This is a genomic window from Mannheimia granulomatis, assembly GCF_013377255.1.
Classification (GTDB): domain Bacteria; phylum Pseudomonadota; class Gammaproteobacteria; order Enterobacterales; family Pasteurellaceae; genus Mannheimia; species Mannheimia granulomatis.
Genome location: NZ_CP016614.1, coordinates 823332 through 847130 on the forward strand (window position 1 = coordinate 823332; position 23799 = coordinate 847130).

Annotated in this window: 24 protein-coding genes, 1 tRNA gene and 1 pseudogene; 11 read left to right on the forward strand and 15 right to left on the reverse strand. The window is 39.1% G+C overall.

What is annotated here, in order from left to right; genetic code table 11:
* Nucleotides 1–25: 25 nt before the first annotated feature.
* From modA to A6B41_RS03840, 7 genes are all read right to left on the reverse strand, one after another.
* Entirely contained in the window at nucleotides 26–784 is a 759-nt protein-coding gene (modA, locus tag A6B41_RS03810) for a molybdate ABC transporter substrate-binding protein (RefSeq protein WP_027074941.1), read from the reverse strand.
* A 48-nt stretch (nucleotides 785–832) separates the two neighbouring features.
* The gene (locus tag A6B41_RS03815; RefSeq protein WP_027074940.1) at nucleotides 833–1594 is read right to left on the reverse strand and encodes an ABC transporter permease; all 762 of its coding nucleotides are present in this window, start codon (nucleotides 1592–1594) and stop codon (nucleotides 833–835) included.
* 1 nt (nucleotide 1595) lies between these two features.
* Nucleotides 1596–2504: an ABC transporter ATP-binding protein gene (locus A6B41_RS03820; protein ID WP_027074939.1), complete on the reverse strand. Its 909-nt coding sequence runs from the start codon at nucleotides 2502–2504 to the stop codon at nucleotides 1596–1598.
* A gap of 10 nt (nucleotides 2505–2514) precedes the next feature.
* Nucleotides 2515–4614 (reverse strand): DNA polymerase III subunit gamma/tau, encoded by a 2100-nt coding sequence (dnaX, locus tag A6B41_RS03825; RefSeq protein ID WP_027074938.1) that lies wholly within the window; start codon nucleotides 4612–4614, stop codon nucleotides 2515–2517.
* Nucleotides 4615–4707: 93 nt separating this feature from the next.
* The gene (gene apt / locus A6B41_RS03830) at nucleotides 4708–5247 is read right to left on the reverse strand and encodes an adenine phosphoribosyltransferase (RefSeq protein ID WP_027074937.1); all 540 of its coding nucleotides are present in this window, start codon (nucleotides 5245–5247) and stop codon (nucleotides 4708–4710) included.
* Nucleotides 5248–5373: 126 nt separating this feature from the next.
* Nucleotides 5374–5709 carry a TusE/DsrC/DsvC family sulfur relay protein gene (locus A6B41_RS03835; RefSeq protein WP_027074936.1) on the reverse strand — a complete coding sequence of 112 codons (336 nt, stop codon included), beginning with the start codon at nucleotides 5707–5709 and terminating at the stop codon, nucleotides 5374–5376.
* 45 nt (nucleotides 5710–5754) lie between these two features.
* Nucleotides 5755–6420, reverse strand: a complete 666-nt coding sequence (locus tag A6B41_RS03840) for a Bax inhibitor-1 family protein (RefSeq protein WP_027074935.1) — start codon at nucleotides 6418–6420, stop codon at nucleotides 5755–5757.
* Between the two features lie 195 nt (nucleotides 6421–6615).
* Between A6B41_RS03840 and pgsA the strand changes: the two genes are divergently transcribed.
* The 3 genes from pgsA to A6B41_RS03855 all read left to right on the forward strand — a co-directional run bounded on the left by pgsA (nucleotide 6616) and on the right by A6B41_RS03855 (nucleotide 9735).
* Nucleotides 6616–7164, forward strand: coding sequence for a CDP-diacylglycerol--glycerol-3-phosphate 3-phosphatidyltransferase (gene pgsA / locus A6B41_RS03845; protein ID WP_027074934.1), 549 nt, complete (start codon nucleotides 6616–6618; stop codon nucleotides 7162–7164).
* Between the two features lie 34 nt (nucleotides 7165–7198).
* Nucleotides 7199–9031 (forward strand): excinuclease ABC subunit UvrC, encoded by a 1833-nt coding sequence (uvrC, locus tag A6B41_RS03850; protein WP_027074933.1) that lies wholly within the window; start codon nucleotides 7199–7201, stop codon nucleotides 9029–9031.
* Nucleotides 9032–9114: 83 nt separating this feature from the next.
* Nucleotides 9115–9735 carry a glutathione S-transferase gene (locus tag A6B41_RS03855; RefSeq protein ID WP_027074932.1) on the forward strand — a complete coding sequence of 207 codons (621 nt, stop codon included), beginning with the start codon at nucleotides 9115–9117 and terminating at the stop codon, nucleotides 9733–9735.
* A gap of 34 nt (nucleotides 9736–9769) precedes the next feature.
* Here the strand turns inward: A6B41_RS03855 and A6B41_RS03860 are convergent, their stop codons facing one another.
* Nucleotides 9770–10123 (reverse strand): helix-turn-helix domain-containing protein, encoded by a 354-nt coding sequence (locus A6B41_RS03860; protein ID WP_027074931.1) that lies wholly within the window; start codon nucleotides 10121–10123, stop codon nucleotides 9770–9772.
* Nucleotides 10124–10274: 151 nt separating this feature from the next.
* Between A6B41_RS03860 and A6B41_RS03865 the strand changes: the two genes are divergently transcribed.
* From A6B41_RS03865 to A6B41_RS03895, 7 genes and pseudogenes are all read left to right on the forward strand, one after another.
* Nucleotides 10275–10880, forward strand: coding sequence for a transferrin-binding protein-like solute binding protein (locus tag A6B41_RS03865; RefSeq protein WP_027074930.1), 606 nt, complete (start codon nucleotides 10275–10277; stop codon nucleotides 10878–10880).
* A gap of 59 nt (nucleotides 10881–10939) precedes the next feature.
* Nucleotides 10940–12244, forward strand: coding sequence for a surface lipoprotein assembly modifier (locus A6B41_RS03870; protein ID WP_156930228.1), 1305 nt, complete (start codon nucleotides 10940–10942; stop codon nucleotides 12242–12244).
* A gap of 211 nt (nucleotides 12245–12455) precedes the next feature.
* Entirely contained in the window at nucleotides 12456–12785 is a 330-nt protein-coding gene (gene trxA, locus A6B41_RS03875; protein WP_027074928.1) for a thioredoxin, read from the forward strand.
* Nucleotides 12786–13019: 234 nt separating this feature from the next.
* Nucleotides 13020–14252, forward strand: a complete 1233-nt coding sequence (gene hflK / locus A6B41_RS03880) for an FtsH protease activity modulator HflK (protein WP_027074927.1) — start codon at nucleotides 13020–13022, stop codon at nucleotides 14250–14252.
* Nucleotides 14253–14254: 2 nt separating this feature from the next.
* Nucleotides 14255–15142: a protease modulator HflC gene (gene hflC, locus A6B41_RS03885; RefSeq protein WP_027074926.1), complete on the forward strand. Its 888-nt coding sequence runs from the start codon at nucleotides 14255–14257 to the stop codon at nucleotides 15140–15142.
* Nucleotides 15143–15327: 185 nt separating this feature from the next.
* Nucleotides 15328–16626 (forward strand): adenylosuccinate synthase, encoded by a 1299-nt coding sequence (gene purA, locus A6B41_RS03890; RefSeq protein ID WP_027074925.1) that lies wholly within the window; start codon nucleotides 15328–15330, stop codon nucleotides 16624–16626.
* 112 nt (nucleotides 16627–16738) lie between these two features.
* Nucleotides 16739–17103, forward strand: a pseudogene (locus A6B41_RS03895) (transposase); the annotation flags it as partial.
* Nucleotides 17104–17149: 46 nt separating this feature from the next.
* On the opposite strand, the gene A6B41_RS03900 reads toward A6B41_RS03895, so the two are convergent.
* The 5 genes from A6B41_RS03900 to atoD all read right to left on the reverse strand — a co-directional run bounded on the left by A6B41_RS03900 (nucleotide 17150) and on the right by atoD (nucleotide 22006).
* Nucleotides 17150–18475 (reverse strand): GntP family permease, encoded by a 1326-nt coding sequence (locus A6B41_RS03900; protein WP_027074924.1) that lies wholly within the window; start codon nucleotides 18473–18475, stop codon nucleotides 17150–17152.
* A 111-nt stretch (nucleotides 18476–18586) separates the two neighbouring features.
* Nucleotides 18587–19345, reverse strand: coding sequence for a 3-hydroxybutyrate dehydrogenase (locus A6B41_RS03905; protein ID WP_027074923.1), 759 nt, complete (start codon nucleotides 19343–19345; stop codon nucleotides 18587–18589).
* A gap of 71 nt (nucleotides 19346–19416) precedes the next feature.
* Entirely contained in the window at nucleotides 19417–20598 is a 1182-nt protein-coding gene (locus A6B41_RS03910) for an acetyl-CoA C-acetyltransferase (RefSeq protein ID WP_027074922.1), read from the reverse strand.
* An 87-nt stretch (nucleotides 20599–20685) separates the two neighbouring features.
* Nucleotides 20686–21342 (reverse strand): 3-oxoacid CoA-transferase subunit B, encoded by a 657-nt coding sequence (locus tag A6B41_RS03915; protein WP_027074921.1) that lies wholly within the window; start codon nucleotides 21340–21342, stop codon nucleotides 20686–20688.
* A gap of 16 nt (nucleotides 21343–21358) precedes the next feature.
* Nucleotides 21359–22006 carry an acetate CoA-transferase subunit alpha gene (atoD, locus tag A6B41_RS03920; protein WP_032847518.1) on the reverse strand — a complete coding sequence of 216 codons (648 nt, stop codon included), beginning with the start codon at nucleotides 22004–22006 and terminating at the stop codon, nucleotides 21359–21361.
* Nucleotides 22007–22309: 303 nt separating this feature from the next.
* On the opposite strand from atoD, the gene A6B41_RS03925 reads away from it, so the two are divergent.
* A complete protein-coding gene (locus A6B41_RS03925) occupies nucleotides 22310–23209 on the forward strand; it encodes a LysR family transcriptional regulator (protein ID WP_027074919.1) in 900 nt (299 codons plus the stop codon).
* A 30-nt stretch (nucleotides 23210–23239) separates the two neighbouring features.
* Here A6B41_RS03925 and A6B41_RS03930 read toward each other — a convergent pair.
* Together A6B41_RS03930 and A6B41_RS03935 are read right to left on the reverse strand one after the other, a co-directional pair.
* Nucleotides 23240–23310, reverse strand: a tRNA-OTHER gene (locus A6B41_RS03930).
* A 194-nt stretch (nucleotides 23311–23504) separates the two neighbouring features.
* Nucleotides 23505–23798 carry a hypothetical protein gene (locus tag A6B41_RS03935; protein ID WP_027074918.1) on the reverse strand — a complete coding sequence of 98 codons (294 nt, stop codon included), beginning with the start codon at nucleotides 23796–23798 and terminating at the stop codon, nucleotides 23505–23507.
* Between the last annotated feature and the right edge of the window lies 1 nt (nucleotide 23799).

Consider the following 23799-nt stretch of genomic DNA (forward strand, 5'->3'; position numbering starts at 1 on the left):
TTTTACGTTCTCAATAAGAGTGGAATTAATTGACCGGATAAAACCCGGCTGCCTCAAATTTCGCTTTTGCCTCAGGTGTTTTTAAGAAATCTAAGAATTTTGCTGCTGTTGCTTTCCCGCTAACAGTTGCTGCCGGGTAAACAATTTCGCCGTAGCTCTCTGTTGGGAAGGTGGCAACCACTTTTACTTTATTGGAAACTTTCGCATCGGTTGAATAAACAATCCCTAATTGTGATTCGCCTCTTTCGACAAAAGAGAGAGCATCCCGCACGTTTTTAGCTCGAGCCAGACGAGGTTCAACGCTTTCCCATAATTTGTAGTGAGTTAAGGCTTTTTTCGCATAGATGCCTGCAGGCACATGGCTTGGGTCACCGACCGATAAATAACTATTTGCTAATTCTTTTGCAAAATCAACCGTTTGTATATTATCTGCTTGAATTTGGCTGTTAAGAGGGGCAATCAATACCAAATCATTTTTTACCAAATTAGTACGATGTTGAATTTTCTCCGGTCTTTTTTCAGCGATATAGTCCATCCATTTTTGGTCGGCAGAAATAAAAATATCGGCAGGGGCATCTTGCTCAATCTGTTTTGCAAGTACGGATGAAGAGGCAAAAGAGAAAAGCACTTTATCTTCCGGGTGTTTTTGTTCAAATGTTTTACCGATTTCTTGTAATACATTCGTCATTGAAGCAGCGGCAAAGACGGTAATATCTTGTGCAAACGCGAAAGTTGAACTAACTGCTAAAGTGCCTGCAAGCGCTAATTTGTTGATCAATTTCATAATAGCTCCTAAATAATGATAGTTAACCAGAAAAAAGTATAAGATTAATTAAGAACGAAGCCCAATACCTCGCTGAATAAGATTGTATGCCACGAAGTATAGCAATATACATAACGAGCTTAAGACAGAAAAGGTGTAGATAAGCGGTACATCACTCACCCCTAAAAAACCATAGCGAAGCCCGTTAATCATATAAACAATCGGGTTAAATTTAGATACCGTTTGCCAAAAATCAGGTAACAGTGATATAGAATAAAAAACACCACCTAAATAAGTGAGCGGTGTTAATACGAAAGTAGGAATGAGGCCTACATCATCAAAGGATTTAGCAAATACAGCATTAATTAAACCACCAAGAGCAAAAGCGATAACAGTTAGCAGTAGTGTTAAGAGGATGATGCTAAAAGAATAAATGTCAAAAGAGACAAAAATCATTGCCACACACATAACTAATAATGCTGATAGACCGCCACGTAACAGGCTACCTGAAATATAGCCCCAAATAATATTATGGCTGGAAAGAGGCGAAATTAGCATCTCCTCAAAATCTCGCGTGAATTTGCTCAAGAAGAAAGAGGAGGCGGTATTGACATAAGATGCGGTGATTGCCGTCATCATAATTAAGCCTGGGGCGATAAATTGCATATAGCTTACGCCGTTCATTTCACCGATACGCTCACCAATTAATTTACCAAAAATCAGGAAGTATAGCGTGGTGGTAATCACCGGCGGAACAAGGGTTTGTCGCCAAATACGCAAGATACGGCGGCATTCTTTAAAGGCGAGGGTATAAAATCCAATTAAATTCATTTTACTGTGCCATATTCATAAAAAGTTCTTCTAGACGATTTGATTTATTTCGCATGCTTAACACTTCCACCCCTTGTTGGGCAATTTGCGAAAAGAGATTTGTTAGCCCTTGCTGGCGTTTTACATTGACCTCAAGGGTATTTTCATCCAACCATTTATGCGGATAATTGTGAATAACAAGCGGTTGATTTCTATTAGAATATTGCAAATCCAACACAAATACTTCACTTTCCAGTTTTGCCAATAAGGCTTTCATTGAGGTGTTTTCAATTAGTTCCCCATGCTGAATAATGCCGATATGACGGCAGAGCATTTCTGCTTCTTCTAAGTAGTGGGTTGTGAGAATAATGGTGGTGCCTTGTTCATTTAAAGTGCGTAGAAAATCCCATAATGAACGACGAAGTTCGATATCCACCCCGGCAGTCGGTTCGTCTAAAATCAGCAATTTTGGGTTATGCATTAAGGCTCGGGCAATCATCACTCGACGTTTCATTCCGCCTGAAAGCTCACGTGTGAGGTGGCTACGTTTTTCCCATAAGTCGAGCTGTTTTAACCATTTTTCGGCACGCACTAACGCCTCTTTGCGGGGAATCCCGTAAAAGCCGGCTTGCTGCACCAGCACATCAATGACTTTTTCAAATTGATTAAAATTAAATTCCTGTGGCACTAGCCCAATTTGTTGTTTTAATTGGACTTTTTGGCTATCTAAATCATAACCAAACACCTTTACGCTTCCGCCGGTTTTATTGACAAGTGAACTGATAATACCAATGGTGGTCGATTTCCCTGCACCGTTATGTCCGAGTAGGGCATAAAAATCTCCTTGCTCAACGACCAAGTTGATCCCTTTAACTGCTTTCATACCGGTAGGGTAGACTTTAACTAAATCAATTAATTCTAATGCTTTCATTTCGGTTTACTCATTTTTCTGCCACAGCGCGGATGGTTGATTCATCTATTTGAGCATCAAATGCTTGGCGTAATAACATTAACTTTTCGTCGGTTAGTAAGGCTGTTTTCGCTTCTTCGGTTAATTGTTTGAAAATAGCTCGGCGAATTTCCAATGGTGTATTTTTTTCAGCATTTTCACTGATGGATAATTCGTAAGTAAAACCTTTTTCTGCTAATGCCATTTCTAAATTCTTACGAGATTCCGGGTTATCCAAATGCGCCATATTACTTTTTAATACTAAGATAAGATGATTCTCGTTTTGGGACGCTAAATAGCTATTTAAGGCAACTTGACGCGAAAAGCCACCCAAGTTGAGCGAGTTGGCAATATCGCACCACTTATCTTGCTGGCAAGAAAGATGAATCGTTTTTGCCACCAGTTCGGGTGTGCGTTCTTGTAGAATCGCCTGTTTGATGTCTGAAGGTTTTTCGCTGGTTTCTTGATTTTCTAATTCGGGGTTTAGCCATGTCCAACGGTAATCTTCATCTTCAACACTTTTAGGGGGAGCGCTATTGGGTGTTTGATGAATAATAGCTTGCTGCTGATTTTCAGCAAGACTGATAAAGCGCTCTTGGAGTGAAGCGGTCTGATTTTCTGATTTTTTTGCAACTACTTGAGGAGCTTTTAACTCAGGCTTTTTTTTTTCAGATTGAACAAGCGTTGCTTGTTGCTTCTGTAATTTTTTACGTGCTTCAAGGGCAGCCATTGCCGGAGATAGCCCGGAGTTTATCTCATTAGCTTGGAGTGAGCTTTGTGGCATAGAAGATGATACAGAAGCTACTGAAGAAACAGCAGGCTGTAGTTGTGCCGATTTTTCCACAAATGGCGGTTTTATTTGCACATTTGAAGATGATTTTTGCTGATTTTCAACAAAACGCTCACGTAACTGGCTAATCTGGCTTGGAGTATCAGATTGGCTTGCTTGAGCATAATTAGCCTGTTGTAGTGTGTTCGGTTGTATTGTAAGAGGTGCAACCGTTGCCATTTTTTCAGCATTTTTAGGGTGGAAAGCTAAAGCTCGTAAAATTGTCATTTCTACACCGGCACGTTGCTCCGGTGAGAAAGGTAATTCTTTTTTGCCGTTAAGCATCAGTTGATAGAAAAACTGTACATCCTCAGGCGAAATTTGTTTGGCTAGAAAATGTAATTGAGTCTCTTCTTGGCTACTGTTTTTGACTAATTGCAAAATTGCAATTTGGTGTAAGGTTTCGGCAATATCACTTAATAATTGTGTCCAGTCGCCACCTTTCTCAGCTACTTGCTGGATAATTGCCATTGCTTTTTCACCATCGGCAAGTGCAAGAGCTTGTACTAATTCTAAGGGTTGTTGGTCATCAATCAGCCCTAACATTTGGCTAACAACCGATAGCGTAATGTTGGCGTTGCTCATCGCAATCGCTTGGTCAGTCAGGCTTAGAGAGTCTCGAATACTGCCTTGTGCTGCTTTTGCCAGTTTAGTAATAGCAATAGCTTCATAAGGAATTTTTTCTGCGTTGAGAATAAATTCAAGATGACGGCTGATTTGGCTTTGTTCTAAGGCACGCAGATGAAATTGCATACAACGAGAAAGGATCGTAATCGGCAATTTTTGTGGATCGGTGGTCGCGAGTAAGAACTTGACATATTCCGGCGGCTCTTCAAGGGTTTTTAAAAGAGCATTAAAACTATGACGAGAGAGCATATGCACCTCGTCAATCAAATAGACCTTAAAACGTCCGACAGTCGGTTTATATTGTACATTATCGAGAAGTTCTCGAGTATCTTCCACTTTAGTTCGTGAGGCAGCATCGATTTCAATTAAATCAATAAAACGCCCTTCTTCAATGGCTTTGCAATTAGTACATTCACCACAAGGCTCAGCAGTAATGCCGTTTTCGCAGTTTAAGCCTTTGGCGAACAGGCGAGCAATAGACGTTTTACCGACACCTCGTGTCCCTGAAAACAGATAAGCATGATGAAGTCTATCCTCTCTTAAACCGTTTTCAAGAGCAGATAGAACATGTTGCTGACCAACCACCTCGCTAAAGCGTTGTGGTCTCCATTTTCGGGCTAAAACTTGATAACTCATTGGTTTCTCGTGTTACGTTAGAGAGTATGCAAGCGGTCTTTTTTGACAGTTTTTTTTGCAAATTGTAATGAAAAATCAACCGCTTGTATCAGATTAATGACCTTCAAAACTCACTAGGGTAAAGGAGTTAATTCCTTCTTTTTCTAAACGTTCTTTACCGCCTAATTCCGGTAAGTAGATAACAAATGCGGCATGTTCGACTTTACCCCCTAAACGGCGGATAAGTTTAGCGGTAGCATCAATGGTGCCGCCGGTTGCCAATAAGTCATCGATCATTAATACATTGTCGTTAGTATTAATGGCATCTTTGTGGATTTCGAGTGTATCTTCACCATATTCAAGGGCGTAGGATTGCGAAACCACTTCACGTGGTAATTTTTTCGGTTTACGTACCAAGACAAAAGGTACCCCTAATGCAAGGGCTATCGGAGCTCCAAAGATAAAGCCACGTGATTCGGTTCCGGCAATTTTGGTAATGCCTTTATCTTTAAATTCTGCCACAATAGCATCAATACTTGCTTGAAACGCTGCTGGTACTTCCAAAAGAGAGGTAATATCACGGAAAATAATGCCTGCTTTTGGATAATTGGGAATGGATTTGATCGATGATTTGATTAAATCTAATTGACTCATTGTTCAACCTATTTTTGTTGTAATTTGAAAAATTAAAAAAATAACTGAAAGACTCTATAGAAAAATAGAAGAAATTACAAGGAAAATTATTCGCTATGCCTAGCATAATTTAGTGTGCTGTGTCTTTTATAAACACTTCGCCGGTTTGGGTAATCCTGCAATTTTGGTTGCTTGCTTTGCCGGTCCATCTGGAAATAAGCGTTGTAAATAGCGGCTGTTGCCTTTTTCTTCACCAAATTTTTGTGCCATTGCTTTTACTAACATGCGGATAGCGGGCGAGGTTTTGTATTCTTGGTAAAAATCACGAACTAACCAAATAATTTCCCAATGTTCTTCAGTTAACGTAATTTGCTCTTTTTCGGCAATTTTAATTGCCAGTTGTTCTGACCAATCATCTAAATTTTGTAGATAGCCTGAAGGGTCAGTCGGGTAGTGAATAGTGTTTAATTCAATATAAGCCATAAAAATAAAAATGCCACATAAAGTGGCATTCCTTAACCTTTTACATTAGTCATCGTTACCTAACACGCCAAAGATTTGTAAGAAGCTTACAAACAGGTTGTAGATAGAAACGTATAAATCCACGGTTGCACGGATATAGTTAGTTTCACCACCGTGAATAATATTGCTGGTTGCAAGTAAAATTGCACCGCTTGAGAAAATCACAAATAAGCTGCTTAACGCTAACCCTAAAGCAGGAATAGCTAAGAAAATGTTTGCAATAATGCCGACTAATAATACGACGAATAGCGCTACCATCATGCCACTGATAAAGCTCATATCTTTTTTAGTGGTTAATACATAAGCCGAACAAGCAAAGAAAACTAATGCAGTTGCACCAAATGCAAGGGCAACGATATCGCCTAAACCTGCGCCGATATAGCGGTTTAAAATCGGACCTAAGGTATAACCTAAGAAACCGGTTAAGGCAAATACGCTTAAAATGCCTGCACTACTGTTTGAGGTAGCATTAGTTAGGAAAAGTAAACCGTAGAAGCCTACTAACATGCCCCACCAAGGTAAGGCCGGTGCATTCATTGTCATAGCTGTGAAAGCAACAACCGCTGAGAAAGCTAGAGTCATAGCCAATAGCATATAGGTGTTACGCAGAACTTTGTGTGTGCTGATTAATGATTCACTAGTTGAATAGCTGTGAGCTAAACGATTTTCCATAAAAATTCCTTCTGTTTTTGTGTTCAAATCGGAAAAGCCGATGGATTCATATCTATGGACGATTTTCCATAAATCAAGGTTTAAGTTAGCGATAATTTATTGTAAAGTCAATGCGATTTTTGTGTTAGAGGAGTAAAAAAAATGATTTAGTTATGTTACACTTAAGGCAAGTCTACTTTTGTTTCTTTGTTGCCTATGAAACTTAATTTTCCAACTTATTTAACACTATTTCGTGTCGGAATGATTCCACTTTTTATTGTGGCATTTTATCTACCGACCAAATATGCCCCTGAAATTTCCACTCTGATTTTTTTTATTGCTTCTATTACTGATGCGTTTGATGGCTATTTGGCTCGTAAATGGAACCAAACCACACGATTGGGGGCATTTTTAGACCCTGTTGCAGATAAGGTGCTAGTCGCAGTTGCCTTTGTGTGTGTAGCGGAATATTACCACTCTTGGTGGATTACCATTCCTATCTGCATTATGATTGCCCGTGAAATTATTATTTCGGCATTACGTGAATGGATGGCGGAATTGGGTGAAAGAGCCAGTGTTGCGGTGTCTATTTGGGGCAAAGTAAAAACCACCGCCCAAATGTTAGCTTTAGGCGGAATGCTATGGCGACAAAGCCCGGCGATGGAAATTTTAGCCTTTATTTTGCTTTATATTGCTGTAGGATTAACAATTTGGTCGATGTTACAATATTTAAATGCATCAAAAAGCAGTTTATTGAAATCCTAAGCGGTCAAATTTTTATTATTTTTTGCAAATTCTAATGTTCGACTCTAAATCTTTCCTTACCGATGTACCTCATCAACCCGGCGTTTATCGTATGTACGATAATAAAGGGGAGATTATCTATGTGGGTAAAGCGAAAGATCTAAAAAAGCGATTATCCAGCTATTTTCGTAGCCAACTTTCCAGCAAAAAAACCGAAGCCTTAGTTGCCAATATTGCCAATATTGAAACCACCATTACCCATTCGGAAACTGAGGCCCTATTGCTCGAACACAATTATATTAAGGAAAACCAACCCAAATATAATGTGTTGCTGCGAGATGATAAATCCTATCCCTATATTTTATTAACTAAACATAAGCACCCTCGTTTAACCGCATTTAGAGGCAGTAAAAAAATTGCCGGTGAATATTTTGGGCCTTATCCGAATGTGAGTGCAGTGAGAGAAACTTTAAATTTACTGCAAAAGCTGTTCCCGATTCGTCAATGTGAAGATACTTACTACAAAAACCGCTCACGCCCTTGCTTGCAATATCAAATCGGGCGTTGTCTTGCTCCTTGTGTTGAGGGCGTTTATTCGCAAGAAGAATACGAGCAACAAGTAAATTTAGTCCGTCTGTTTTTACAAGGGAAAGATCAGCAGGTGATCACCCATTTAGTGCAGAAAATGGAAAAGGCGGCAGAAGATCTGGATTTTGAAGGGGCGGCTCGTTTTCGAGATCAAATTCAATCGGTACGGGCGGTGCAAGAAAAGCAATTTGTCTCAAACGAGCGTTTGGACGATCTTGATATTATTTCTATCGCTTACCAACACGGTATCGCTTGTGTGCATATTCTGTTTGTGCGGCAAGGTAAAGTGCTCGGCAACCGTTCCTATTTCCCGAAAGTACCAAACAATACCGATTTAACCGAGTTGGCGGATACTTTTGTCGGGCAATTTTATTTGCAGATGAATCAACATCGTACAATGCCGAATCAAATTGTGATCGACCATAAACTCAGTGAGACAGATTCTTTAAGCAAGCTTTTAAGTGAACAAGCCGGCCATAAAGTCACGATTTTAGACAAAGCCGCTCGGGGCGAAAAGCATCGTTATTTAGCCTTGGCAAAGACTAATGCGATTGCCGCTTTAACTTTACAGCTTAAGCAAGATTCACGGATTCAAAGCCGCTATCAAGCGTTAAAAGAGCTACTGCAAATGGCAGACATTAAACGAATGGAATGTTTTGACATCAGCCATACAATGGGAAACCAAACTGTAGCTTCTTGTGTCGTATTTGATGAAAATGGACCACTCAAGTCTGATTACCGCCGTTTTAATATAGAAGGTATCACCGGTGGCGATGACTATGCTGCAATGGAACAAGCGTTGTTAAAACGTTACGATCGTGATTTAGAACCGGAAAAAATCCCCGATATTATCTTTATTGACGGCGGCAAAGGGCAGTTGAACCGTGCGTTAAATACTTTTGAATCGTTGAATGTGAATTGGGATAAAACTAAACCACTGCTAATTGGGGTGGCAAAAGGTGTGGAGCGAAAAGCCGGGCTGGAAACTTTGATTATCAGCAAATGGGATAAAGAAATCCACCTACCGCCTGACAGCCTTGCCTTACATTTGATTCAACATATTCGTGATGAATCGCACAATCACGCCATCAGCGGGCATCGCAAAAAACGACAAAAAGCCTTTACCGAAAGTGGATTGGAATCAATCCAAGGCGTAGGAGCGAAACGTCGCCAAGCGTTATTAAAATATTTGGGCGGTATGCAAGGGGTGAAATCAGCCACCTTGGAAGAAATTGAGTCAGTTCCCGGCATTTCTAAAGCCTTGGCGGAAGTGATTTTTGATACTCTGAAAAATAGTTAAGACAAGCGGTGGTTTTTTTGCAAAACTTTGCAATAAAACGACCGCTTGTAGAACCTTAAATTATATTCGATAAGGAGAATACGATGAAACTTTGGTATTCCACCACCAGCCCTTTTGCCCGCAAAGCGATTGCGGTTATCAAACACCATCAGCTTGAAGATAAAGTTGAAATGTTGCGTGTAACTACTGCGATGGACCCAAATTCACCCCATAATCAAGATAATCCACTTGGGCGGATCCCCGCATTGCAGCGGAACTGTGGGCGTTGGTTATTTGGTAGTTTATTGATTAGCGAATACCTTGACCAAAAGGGCAATAATACGCCGTTGTTACCGACAGAGGGAAAAGCCCGCTGGAATATTTTAGCATTGCACAATGTGGTGGACGGCATTATGGAAAACACCATGCATACCTTGTTGCAAGAACGTATGAACCGTCCTGAAAATGAATGGTGGCTTAGCCGCCACGAGCAACTCATGGCACGCAATATCCGTTCTTTTTATCAGCTTGAAGACGCATTAGAAGAATTCGGCACCGAATTAAATTTAGGCACACTTTCTGCGGTAGCTCTAATTGACTGGTGGGCGTTCCGTTTAGAAAAACTGGGCTACGATCTTGCAAAAAATCACCCAAATTTGATCGCTTGGGCAGCAGAAATGAATGCGAAATATACAGTGTTGGCGGAAACCAAGCCGTATGTTTAAGCTTTTGAAAGTAGCAAATGGGCGATATTAGTTGCTATTTGCTACTTTCTACTACTTTTTCTAAAAAATCCATTACGGCTTCTTTTTGTAATAACGGCAGTTGTTCCCATTTTTGATTTAAGTCGTTCAACTTAGCTTCATCTAAAAGCATCTCACTGGGTAAACAATCTTGGAAAAACCAACTGATAGGCGTTTTAAGTAAAATAGCGATTTCAATTAGATGAGCAACGTTGATTTTACTTGCTCCCCGTTCGTATCTTGATAATTGCTGCTGCGACAAATCAATATATTCTGCCAATTTTTCGGCGGAATAACCCAACTCTTTCCGCTTTTCTTGAATTCGTTTACCGATCAATTTATCTGCTTCAACTGCTAATAACTGTGCCATTTTACACTCTTTACATAAAATTTACTTATTTATAGATATTTTGTTGATTTTTTTAGTTGAAAACAGAGTTATAAATAAGTAATAATTTGGAGTAATACTTATTTATTAATTATTTTTGTCTTTTTTACTTATTTAAACTAAGGAATTTAGTATGAAAAAACTACTTCTTTGTTCAGTGGCCGGCTTATCTGTTTTATTAACTGCTTGTGGTGGAGGTGGAGGCAGTGGATCTGCTAAAACGCCTGATGGTACTAAAGTGGATTTAACAAATAGCCAAAAAGGCGATGTTGCTGGTAATACAGCAGCGGGTTCTTTATATGGAAAAAACCAGAATGATTCATTTTATGGCGTATGGTTAAATGATGCTAAAACAGTGAGAGAATTACGTTATCAAGGTACGGAGGCCACAAATCTACCTTCAGGTTCTGCAACTTATGTAGGTGAATCTTACTGGATGAGTGGCACAACAGGTGAAGTATCAAAAGGTGGTGTAACAACCCTTAATGTAGATTTTGACCAAAAAACGGTAGATGGAAAAATTGAATATTCATTGCTAAGAGACGGTAGAACTCAAGACATTACTCTACATTCAACATCCTTAAATGGTACAAAATTTAATGGTAATGCAAGTACGTTATTGCAAAATGGTACTTATGAAGGCGCATTATTTGGCAAAGAGGCTAAAGAAGCTGCGGGATTGGTGAAGTTCCCTAATTCAAGCTCTTACGATACTTCATTTGGTGGCGTTCGTTATTAATGCTTTTATTCAAGTCGGGTAATATTGCCCGACTTTTCATTTTTCCCAATTCCGACCCTATGATCAGATTCTCCTTCTTATTCCTTACCCTTTGTATCACTCACACAGTATTTGCTACTAATAAACCTGATTTAGAAGAGCAGTTAAAGCAAGCGGTTTACCTCCAACGATTAGATGATATTCAGAAATTATTACAAGAGTATCAAGAGCAAACTGATTCAGATCCAAAACTTATTGCTTATGCACAGGCAAAATCGGCGTTTATTCAGCAAGATTATTCAACCGCTATTGCGATTTATCGCAAAATAATCAGTAGTCACCCTGAGCTAAATTCCATTCGAATAGAATTAGCCATCGCCCTATTTGCAGATCGACAAGATAATGCATCTAAATCACAGTTTGAAAAAGTGAAAGCTGCTTCAGGCTTGCCAGATAGTGCGTATCAGATAATTCAAGCTTATTTAGATACGATAAATCAGCGTAATGAATGGCAATTTAGCCTGAATTTATCTTACTCGAGAACCGATAATGTTGATAATGTTTCTAGCGATTCAACTATAGAGAATACAGGTTTTACCAAGCACAAAAATATGCTGCCTAAAAAAGCACACGGTATTGCCTATAATATTGATTTCGGCAAAGATTTTAATTTGGTCGGCTCCCACTATTTAAGCTTTCATAATGAAACAAACGGCAAAACATATTGGGATAATCACCGCTTTGATGATCTTTCAAACCGTATTTTGGTTGGCTATGCCTATAAAAAGCAAGATAGCATTTTCCGGTTTCAACCTTTCTATGATAAACGTTGGTATGGTAATAGCTCTTTTCATTGGTCGAACGGCATACAGCTTAGTTATGATTTTAGACTGTCTAATCAATGGCAAAATCAAACGTTATTTGCATTTGAGAAGCGGTCATTTTTTGATGAAAATTTGCAAGCCGGGAATATTAAAACAGTATCAAATACACTTATTTGGCAACCCAAACCGCAGCAACTCTTTTATTTAGGTGGAGCAATTTCCAAAGAAAACACGAGAGAGAAACAATATGGTTCAACTAGCCGAAATATTCGCTTGGGATGGTTACAAGAATACCAATGGGGGATTTCTACTCAATTCAGTTTTTCTTTTACCCATCGAAAATTTCACGATGAAGCGGTATTTGCAAGCATTATTCCTCTTAATAAAATTAGACGCGATCATATTTATAATATTAATGCCAAAATTTGGAAACGAGATTGGCATTTATGGGGAATTACACCAAAACTGAGTTTTGTTTGGAAAAAGCAACGAAGCAATTTGAAAACTTTGTATTCCTACTATGATCAGCAACTGAATTTATTATTTGAGAAAAGTTTTTAATCTGATAAGTTATCCTTTTATATTTTGATTTTACCTTAGCAATAAAAAGAAAGAAAATTTCGAATCAGTTGCGAATGAATAGTGATTAGTATAATCGGTAAATCTTTCTTGAAATTTGAGCAATTAATCACTATCTTATAGCAAGCTGAACGCCTTAACTTTTCAGTTAGGGCGTTTCTCTTTTTATTATTGAATTTTTAAGGATAATTTCATGAGTAATGTTATTCACACAACAGACGCTACATTTGAACAAGATGTTTTAAAATCAGATGTGCCGGTATTATTAGATTTCTGGGCACCATGGTGTGGCCCTTGTCGCATGATTGGTCCTGTGCTTGATGACCTATCGGTAGATGCACAATTTGAAGGCAAAGTGAAAATTGTGAAAATGAATGTAGATGAAAACCCATCTGTTCCTGCACAATTTGGTGTGCGTAGTATTCCATTCTTACTGTTATTCAAAAACGGTGAAGTGGTTGCACAGCAAGTAGGCGCATTGCCACATGCACAAATGGCAGCATTTATTCAACAAGCTCTATAACTTTTATAGGGCGAAATAGGGCGAGTTTATCGCCCTATTTTTTTGCATGTTAGTTTTAGCTTTAGGCTTAGTGTGTTGTTAATTGCACGAAATGAAAATGTAGTGTGCAAAAAAATAGTAAAAAAAGACCGCTTATCGGTTTATAAGCCTAGTCAAATGATTGCCAAATAGGTACAATCTTTAACTTGCATTTTATTGATTAGAATGTGTGAGTCGATTTTTTTGGAGAGATTTATGTCGTGGAATGAATCAGGTAATCAGCAAGATCCTTGGGGTAAACCAGGGCAGAAAAGAGCTGAACAACAGCCTGAACAACAAGACCCGCAAGGTCAAGGTTCTCAACAAGAACCTAAACATAATCAACGAAATGAACAACAGCCCCCTGATTTAGAAGAGGTTTTCAGTAGCCTAATGAAAAAAATGGGTGGTGGAAAGGGTTCTAATAATGGAGCCAATAACCAAAATGGCATTGGATTGGGTAAATTCCTCCCGGTAGTTCTAGGGCTTGCAGCAGTAGTATGGGCTGGTTCTGGTTTTTATACTGTACAAGAGGCGGAGAGAGGTGTTGTTACCCGTCTTGGTAAATTAGACCAAATCGTCATGCCGGGCTTAAACTGGAAGCCGACATTTATTGATTCTGTTCAACGTGTGAATGTAGAGCGTGTTTCTGAGTTGAATACCAGCGGTTCAATGCTGACCCAAGATGAAAATATGGTCCAGGTTGAAATGACAGTGCAATATCGAGTGGAAGATCCGGCTAAATATCTGTTTAGCGTGAATAATCCGGATGATAGCTTAAAACAAGCTACAGACAGTGCATTACGTTATGTTATCGGTCATATGACAATGGATGAGATTTTAACTACCGGTCGTGCGACGGTGCGTGAAAGAACCTGGACAACATTACGTGAAATTATCAAAACCTATGATATGGGCTTGTTAGTTACAGATGTAAACTTCCAATATGCTCGCCCCCCAGAGGATGTGAAGGCTGCGTTCGATGATGCAATTAAAGCACAAGAAGACGAACAGCGTTTAATTCGTGAAGCAGAAGCCTATGCAAGAGGGGAAGAGCCTATTGCCCGTGGTCAAGCACAGCGTACTATCGAACAAGCCCAAGCTTATAAAGAAGCAGTGGTGTTAAATGCGAAAGGTGAAGTAGAGCGTTTAAGCCGATTATTACCGGAATATAAAGCTTCGCCGGAATTAACCCGTGAGCGTTTATATATCCAAACCATGGAGAAGGTAATGAAAAACACACCTAAAGTGGTGATGGATGCAGCCGGCAATCATTTAAACGTATTACCTTTTGATAAGTTGATGAATAACTCGTCTTCACAAGCAGCAAAAGTGGAGCAACAAAGTGTTGCACCAATACAGTCTGTACAACCTCAGGTGGTTCAGCCAAGAGTACAGACTCAAGCGGCAGAAGCTCAGCCGGAACAAACACGTAAAGGGAGATTTTAATAATGCGTAAATTATTATTACCTGTACTTGCAGTTGTTGCCTTTGTAGTGCTTCAGTCTGTAACTATTGTCAATGAAGGCGAACGTGGCATTATGTTACGCTTTAATAAGGTACACCGTGATAGCGACCAAAAAGTGGTGGTTTATGAGCCGGGTATTCATTTTAAAGTGCCGTTTATTGATACTCTAAAAGTATTAGATGCGCGTATTCAAACTTTAGATGGACAAGAAGACCGTTTCGTAACTGTTGAGAAAAAAGATCTACTGGTGGACTCTTACGTGAAATGGCGTATTAGCGATTTTGGACAATTTTACACCTCAACTGGTGGTGATTCGAAAAAAGCGTCAGACTTATTAAGCCGTAAAGTGGGTGACCGTTTGCGCTCTGAAATCGGTTCTCGTACCATTAAAGACATTGTTTCCGGCTCACGTGGTGAGTTGATGGCAGGGGCACAAAAAGCCCTTAATGCGGGCGAAGATGGTGCGGAACGTTTAGGGATTGAAGTAGTTGATGTGCGTGTAAAACAGATCAACCTACCAAATGAAGTTTCATCTTCTATTTATCAACGTATGCGTGCAGAGCGTGATGCGGTAGCACGTGAACACCGTTCACAAGGTAACGAAAAAGCAGAAGTGATTCGTGCGGAAGTCGATAAAAAAGTGGTGTTAATTTTAGCAAATGCAAATAAAACTGCACAAGAATTGCGAGGTGAAGGGGAAGCTTTATCTGCAAAACTTTATGCTGAAGCGTTTGGTAAAGAGCCGGAGTTTTACAGTTTTGTACGTAGCTTAAAAGCGTATGAAGACAGCTTTGCTGAAGGCCAAAATAACATGATGTTATTAAAGCCAAACAGCGAATTCTTACGCTTTATGCAAGCGCCGACAAAATAATTGTATCTAGCAAAACCCGATCGTGTATCGGGTTTTCATTTTCTGAACTGTTGCCTCGTTATTGGTATATGTTACAAGCGGTACGATTTGTCCGATTTTTTGCAAAAAAGTCTAAAAATTTGACCGCTTGTAATATGAGGTTATAATAGTTTTTCATATTAATTTGAATTTAAGAGGCATTTCCTATGGGTAAAAGTGTTGCTATTCTTGGCGCTCAGTGGGGCGACGAGGGTAAAGGTAAAATTGTAGATTTATTAACAGATCGTGTGAAATACGTGGTACGTTATCAAGGTGGTCATAATGCCGGCCATACTTTGATTATCAATGGTGAAAAAACGGTTCTTCGCCTTATTCCATCAGGTATTTTACGCGATAACGTAACTTGCTTAATCGGTAATGGTGTGGTGCTTTCCCCAGAAGCATTAATGAAAGAAATGGGGGAGTTAGAAGAACGTGGTATTAATGTGCGTGAACGTTTAAAAATTTCAGAAGCTTGCCCATTAATTTTACCTTACCACGTAGCAATGGATCATGCTCGCGAAGCAGCACTTGGCAAAAACAAAATTGGTACAACAGGGCGCGGTATCGGACCTGCTTATGAAGATAAAGTCGCTCGCCGCGGCTTACGTGTGAGTGATTTATTTGATAAAGAACATTTCGCCGAAAAATTAAAAGATATTTTAGATTACTATAACTTCCAACTTGTAAACTATTATAAAGTTGAAGCAATTGACTATCAAAAAACCTTAGATGATGTATTTGCAATTGCGGATGTTATCAAAGGTATGGTAGCGGATGTGACTACATTACTTCACGAAGCACGTGAAAATGGTGATAATATCCTATTTGAAGGCGCACAAGGCACGATGTTAGACATCGATCATGGTACTTACCCATTTGTAACCTCATCAAATACAACAGCTGGTGGTGTTGCAACCGGTTCTGGTTACGGTCCTCGCCACTTAGATTATGTACTGGGTATCATTAAAGCCTACTGTACCCGTGTAGGAAGTGGACCATTCACTACCGAATTATTTGATGAAGTAGGGGCAGAAATTGCACGTAAAGGTAACGAATTTGGTGCAGTAACCGGTCGCCCACGCCGTTGTGGTTGGTTTGATGCGGTAGCGGTTCGCCGTGCAGTTCAAATTAACTCAATTTCTGGTTTCTGTATGACAAAGCTGGATGTGTTAGATGGCTTTAAAGAGTTAAAAATCTGTACCGCTTACAAAATGCCGGACGGCAGAATTGTGGAATACGCACCACTTGCAGCAAAAGACTGGGAAGGCGTTGAGCCAATTTACGAAACAATGCCGGGATGGTCTGAGAATACCTTCCGTGTAACTAAACGAGAAGATTTACCACAAGCTGCATTAGATTACATCAAACGCATCGAAGAATTAGTCGGCGTACCAGTGGATATCCTCTCAACAGGTCCGGATCGTGTAGAAACGATGATTCTAAGAGATCCGTTTGCGGCATAATTTTTAGTAATGCTTGAGCACTAAAACCATTTAGTTGTAAAAAACTAAATGGTTTTTTTAGAGGTGCTATCTGTGTAAAAAAGCCATAAAAATAAACCGCTTGCTAATCTGCACCCCAAATCTTGAGCAAATTACCCGAATGATAGCACAAGCTGAGGTAAGGCTTGAGGAAGCTAAACCGATATTACACTCAGAAGGTTGGTTGTATCAAATGTCGGATTTTCGAGAAATTTGTCAAAAAAAACGGCATAACGCAAAGTATGTCTAGAAAAGGAAATTACCCGGATAACGGGGCAATGGAGAGTTTTTCTGGCGACTGAAAACGGAATATTATTTTAGCAAGCGGTTTGAAACCTTTGAACCGCTGCTTGTGAATAAATAATCCACGATTACATACATTACTACAACAATGAGCATATTCAAGTGAAGCTAAAAGGACTCAGCCCTGTGGAATACAGAACTCAGTCCTTGAATTAAATCAGTCTAACTTTTGAGGGGCAGAGCATTATCCAATCTTTTTAAATTATGCTATACCAAATAAACTATATAATGTAATCACTAATATGGTTGCAAGAATTGGCATAAGGAAAGATGTTACTGCGATTTCCAGGTAGGAATCTTTATGAGTCATTCCAGTATTACTCAATAAGGTTAATACCGCACCGTTATGTGGCATAGTATCTAAACCGCCAGATGAAAGTGATGAAACACGGTGCATTGCATCCGGTGAAATTCCGAATTGTTGGGCAATTTGTAGGTATTTCTCACCAAGAGCTTCTAACGCAATACCCATACCGCCTGAAGCAGAACCTGTTGCTCCTGCTAAGACATTAATCGCAATAGAAAGTGAAATTAATGGGCTACCTGGGATATTTAAGATCATTATAGTTAGATGTTCAAATCCCGGTGCCATACGAACTACGCTACCAAAGCCTACTGCAGCTGCCGTATTGATAATTGCCCCTACTGCACCATTCGCACCTTTACCTATTGCAGGAATAAACTTATCGCGTTTGTTTAAGCTGAGCAATATAACTAATGTAATACCCGCTAGTAAGGCAATTACGATATTTTTAGGATCACTATTTTTTAAACCGATTAATTCTGGTACAAAGTTTAATACGACAATAACAGTAATTAATGGCAAAATGGCTAAAAGCGGATTCGGTAATTTTTCATCGGTTACTTTTTCTATTCCTTCCGTAGGTTCTACAAAAAATTCACCATTTGCTACGTATTTTTTACGACGCATTTCAAGGTAGGCAACACCGCCAAAGAATAAAAATGCGGTTGCAACAAGCCCCATGAATGGTGCAGCCATTGCATCGGTATGGAAATAGCGTGTTGGAATTAAGTTTTGAATCTGTGGTGAGCCCGGTAAAGCTGTCATCGTGAAAGTAAATGCACCTAATGCGATAGTGCCAGGAATTAGACGACGAGTAATATTCGCTTCTTTAAATACTGCTAATGCTAGAGGATATACTGCAAATACGACTACGAATAAACTCACACCGCCATAAGTTAATAATGCACAGCCTAATACGATTGATGCAATCGCACTTTTGGTGCCTAATGCTTTAGTTAGCCAAGAGGCGATAGATTTAGCTCCTCCGCTCACATCCATTAAGTTACCAAAAATCGCGCTTAGTAAGAAAGCAGGAAACCAGGCTTTCACAAAGCCGACCAGACCTGTCATATAGCTATCTAAATAGGCATCTAGTACGTCTAAATCTCCTGTAAAGGCAACCACAGCAGCACATAACGGTGCAATCCAAACGATTGAATAACCTCGGAATGCAAGATACATCAATAGTACTAAGCCGACAAAAATGCCAATTAAACTTAACATATAAATCTCCTAGAAATATAAGGGTGCGTATAAAAGCACCCTGATTAATAATGGTGCCTTTACCATTGCATGCACCCGTGAAATTTAAGGATTATTCCTCAATTTTGTCGATTAACGAGCAGTCCAACCGCCGTCCATAGTTAAAGTTGCACCTGAGATAGATGCTGCAGCATCAGAGCATAAGAATTTCACAAATTCACCTAACTCTTTTGGCTCAATCATACGTTTCACAGCAGCGTTCGCTAGCATAATCTTGCTAATCACTTCTTCTTCTGAAATACCGTGGTTTTTCGCTTGGTCAGCAATTTGTTTATCTACTAATGGGGTGCGAACATAAGCTGGGCAGATAGAGTTCACGGTAATACCAAACTGGCCACCTTCTAATGCAGCCGTTTTGGTTAAACCTGATAAACCGTGTTTTGCCGAAACATAAGCAGATTTAAAATCAGATGCTACTAAACCGTGGATTGAATTTAAATTAATGATACGACCCCAATTTTTCGCTTTCATATACTTCCAACTGTATTTGGTTAATAGGAACGGGGCAGTAAGCATTAAGTTGATCATAAAGTCCCATTTATCTTCAGGGAATTCTTCGATTGAGCAAACATTTTGAATACCGGCAACGTTTACTAAGATATCTACGCCGCCAAATTTCTCAGCAGCAAATTCAACTGCGGTTTGGCAACCTTCACGTTTTGAAAGGTCTGCTTTAATGAAAGAAGCACCAAGTCTTGCTGAATGCTCTTTTAACGCTTCTTCGTTTACATCTACCATGACAATATTTAAATCTTCAGTTGCAAGGCTTTCACAAACTGCTAAACCAATACCGCTTGCTGCACCTGTTACTAATGCTGTTTTTTTAGACATAGAATTTTCCTTCTGTTTTGTTAAATTTGTAGGTGAGCATAAACCCACCAACTCACATTAATATTTATGGATTAAATACGTTCAACGATCATTGAAATACCCTGACCACCACCGATACATAAAGTTGCTAAACCTAATTGTTTATCACGAGCGTGCATTGCGTGTAAAAGTGTCACTAAAATACGAGCACCACTAGCACCGATTGGGTGACCAAGTGCAACAGCACCACCGTTTACATTCACTTTTTCAGAGTCAAAACCTAATTCTTTGCCTACTGCTAAAAATTGTGCAGCGAAGGCTTCATTTGCTTCAATTAAATCAATATCGCTTAATTGTAAGCCGGTTTTTTTCAATGCATTTAAGGTAGCAGGTACGGGGCCCATTCCCATAATGTCCGGTGACACGCCGCCGCTTGCATAACCTCGAATACGGGCAAGAATATTTAAGCCTAATGCTTTTGCTGTTTCTTCTTCAATGATAACTAATGCTGCTGCACCATCATTGATTCCTGAAGCATTACCCGCAGTAACAGTTCCTTCTTTATCGAAAGCAGTACGAAGTCCGGATAACCCCTCGATAGTAGAATCTTGTTTTACAAATTCATCGGTATCGAAAAGGACTTCTTTACGTTTGATTTTGATATTTAACGGCACAATTTCGTTTTTAAATACACCTGATTGAATTGCAGCAGTAGCTTTTTGCTGAGAAGCAAGTGCTAACTCATCTTGCATTTCGCGAGTGATGCCATATTTTTTAGCGATATTTTCAGCAGTAATCCCCATATGGTAATTGTTTTCAGCACACATTAAGCCATCGGATAGAATAACATCCTGAACTTTTCCATCACCCAAGCGATAACCCCAACGGGATTTAGAATCAAGTAGATAAGGGGCTTGGCTCATATTTTCCATACCACCTGCTACAATGATGTTAGCATCTCCTGCTTTAATGGCTTGTGCAGCTAGTGCGACTGCCTTTAAGCCCGAACCACATACTTTGTTGATGGTATAAGCGGGTACTTCTTGACCAATTCCTGCACGTAGTAATGCTTGACGAGCAGGATTTTGACCAAGACCTGCTTGTAAAACATTACCCATAATAACTTCATCAATTTTCATAATATCAACGCCAGAACGTTCAATTGCTGACTGAATAACTGATGTACCAAGTTCAATGGCTGAAACTCCGGCAAGAGATCCACCAAAGTTACCGATCGCGGTACGTACCGCACTTGCAATAACAACATTTTTCATACTGTATCCTTCTTTATTGGGATAAACTTCGTGGATAAGCGGTCAGATTTTGCAAATTTTTTACCAAAATCGACCGCTTGTTATCTGTTAATTTGCCAATGGCATAGTTTTCAAGTTTGGAGAAACGATAAATTCAGCTTCTGTTTTTGCTTTAACGGTATCTAAATCACAACCTTCAGCAATTTCAGTTAGGGTTAATTTACCGTCGATAAATTCAAATACCGCAAGCTCGGTAACCACTAGATGGACTTTATTACGTGCGGTTAAAGGTAGCGTACATTTTTTCAAGATTTTTGAGGCACCGGTTTTAGCACAATGTTCCATTCCAATAATGACTCGACGGGATCCAGTCACTAAATCCATTGCTCCACCCATTCCAGGAACCATTTTCCCCGGTACCATCCAATTAGCTAGGTTTGCCTCTTGATCGACTTCTAAACCACCAAGTACGCAAGCATCGACATGGCCACCACGGATGAGAGCGAATGAGTAACTACTATCAAAGAACATACCACCGGCTTGGATTGAACAAGGTTGACCACCAGCATTGACGATGTTTTCATCAGGATTTTCAGGATCAAAGGCAGCCAAGCCTAAAAAGCCATTTTCAGATTGTAGAGTGATAGAAATATCACTTGGGACATAGTTCGCTACCATAGTGGGTAAACCAATACCAAGATTAACGATATCTCCGTCTTTAAACTCTAGGGCAATACGGCGGGCAATAATTTCTTTAGCATTCATAGTTATTCTCCTTCCATTATCCTTGTACGATGTAGTCTACAACCGCAGCAGGGGTCATTACTAAATGTGGATCGATTTCACCTACTTTCACAATTTTTGTGGCTTGCACAATTACAGTTTTTGCAGCTAATGCCATCATTGGGTTGAAGTTTCGAGCTGCACCCGCAAAAACTAAGTTGCCACTTTCATCGGCTATATCTGCTTTAATAATGGCTACATCAGCCTTTAGTGGCAGCTCAAGTAAGTATTCAACACCATCTATAGTGATTTTTTGTTTGCCTTCTTCCACCACTGTGCCAACACCGGTTGGCGTTAAGAAACCACCTAAGCCCGCACCACCTGCACGAATACGTTCTGCAAGAGTACCTTGTGGGCAAAGCTCAACATCGATCTCACCTGCAATCATACGTTTACCGGTTTCAGGGTTTGTACCGATATGTGAAGCGTAGAGTTTTTTCACTCTCCCATTAAAAATTAAAGGACCTACTCCAGTATCGATCATTGCTGTATCGCTACTAATCAGAGTAATGTCCTTAATTCCTAAATCTAAAATTTCTTTAATGATAATTTCGGGAGCTCCACACCCCATAAATCCACCTGACATTATTGTCATACCATCAAAGAAATGGTTTCGGATCTTATCTATTGAAATACATTTAGACATAACACTCTCCTATAAGATAAAATAAATTTATATAAGGTTAAAAATTGATTACAGATAAAAGAGCAAGTTGGTCAATAACCTTTAAGTAAATCGACAGATTATGCTCATAAAGCCTAAATTGAAATGTTTTCTATCTTACTTTTAGATAGAGAGTGTAGTGGCTTATTTTGTTAATTTAAAATACAGTTTTTTTACTTATCTATAAATTAATTTTATGGTTTTGGTTGAGAGCTGTAGTGTCTATTAAATGAGTGGGGCATATATTGCTAAAGTGAGTAGGTAAGAGATAGGCTAGGAGAAATAATGGATATCAAACATTTACGCTATTTTATTGGAATTGTAGAAAACGGTTTTAATTTAAGTCGGACGTCACAAAATCTTTATATTTCTCAGCCAGCTTTAAGTATGATGATCAATGAATTTGAACATCAGGAAAATGTTGCTTTATTTACAAGAGCAAATGGCAAAATCAGTGGTTTAACCTATGTTGGTGAAAACTATTATCGAGATGCGAAGGAATTGCTTGAAAAATATCACCAGATGAATCGAAATTTGCATAATAAAGAGCAAGAAATTACAGGAAAAATCTCCATTGGTATTCCGCCTTTAATTCTTTCTCTTATTTTTCCTAAAATTTTGCCGGAACTGATTTTAAATAACCCTCAAATTGAGTTTGAGGTAAAAGAGCAGGGGGCGTATTCATTAAAGAGTGAATTATTATTGGGGGATGTGAATTTTGCAACTTTGCTATACCCAGAGCATATTTCATCTAAAATTATTGAATCCTTTGAGATCTATCGCTCAGAATTGTCTGTTTTCTGTTCCCCAAATCACCATTTAGCACAGAAAAAAAGTGTTACTTGGCAAGATCTGCATAAAGAGAAAATAGTTACTTTTGATAAAACCTTTATGATTTATCAGCACCTAAAGGAGTCTTTTGAAAGACATAATATTCACCCAGATATTGTTTATGAATCGGCATCTTGGGATTTTTTGTATTATACGGCAAAATCTAATTCCGATATTTTAACTATTCTTCCATTGGCAACAGGGGAATATTATCAAGATCCACATTTGGTTAGTATTAAAATTGAAGATCCTGTCTTATGGCGGGTAACACTATGTCGTTTGAAGAAAAGTAATTATTCCAACGCTGAGAATTATATTTTTGATGAAATATTAAAAGTATTTAGTTTACTATAAGCAGAAAATTGTTTTTAGATATGGAATAAATGGCACGCCCTAAAGGATTCGAACCTTTGACCCACGCCTTAGAAGGGCGATAGGTGTATTTAAAAAGGCGTTAATTTACTTAATAAAAACAAAGACTTACAGAGATAATCCCTTCATATTACCTACCATTATTTCACATCTTTTTACATTAAATAACACCATTTACGGTACATTTACGGCACACTTAAAACGGAGGCGGGAGACACCTCCATTAATTCTAAGCAACTATACATATAAAATGGTAGTTGATATGGTAGTTACTGAATTAAACTACAATCTGCCCTGTCTCTTTGAGATGGGTATAGATACGACCTAACATAATCTGCGTTGGTGTTTTGCCTAAATCATCTTTTGTTAGTGGTGCATCTGTAATTGCTTTAGCGGATTGCGCATCAATATATTTGTACTCGCTGGTTACAATCACAAAGTTTGTAACTGCACCATCAGCATCATCACCAGTACCGACGACATATTTGGCACTAAGGGAGCCGTCGTCTTGCGTTGAGTAGCTGGCGATGGTTGAGTACATTGGGTTTAAGATTTTATTAAATGTTGTCATA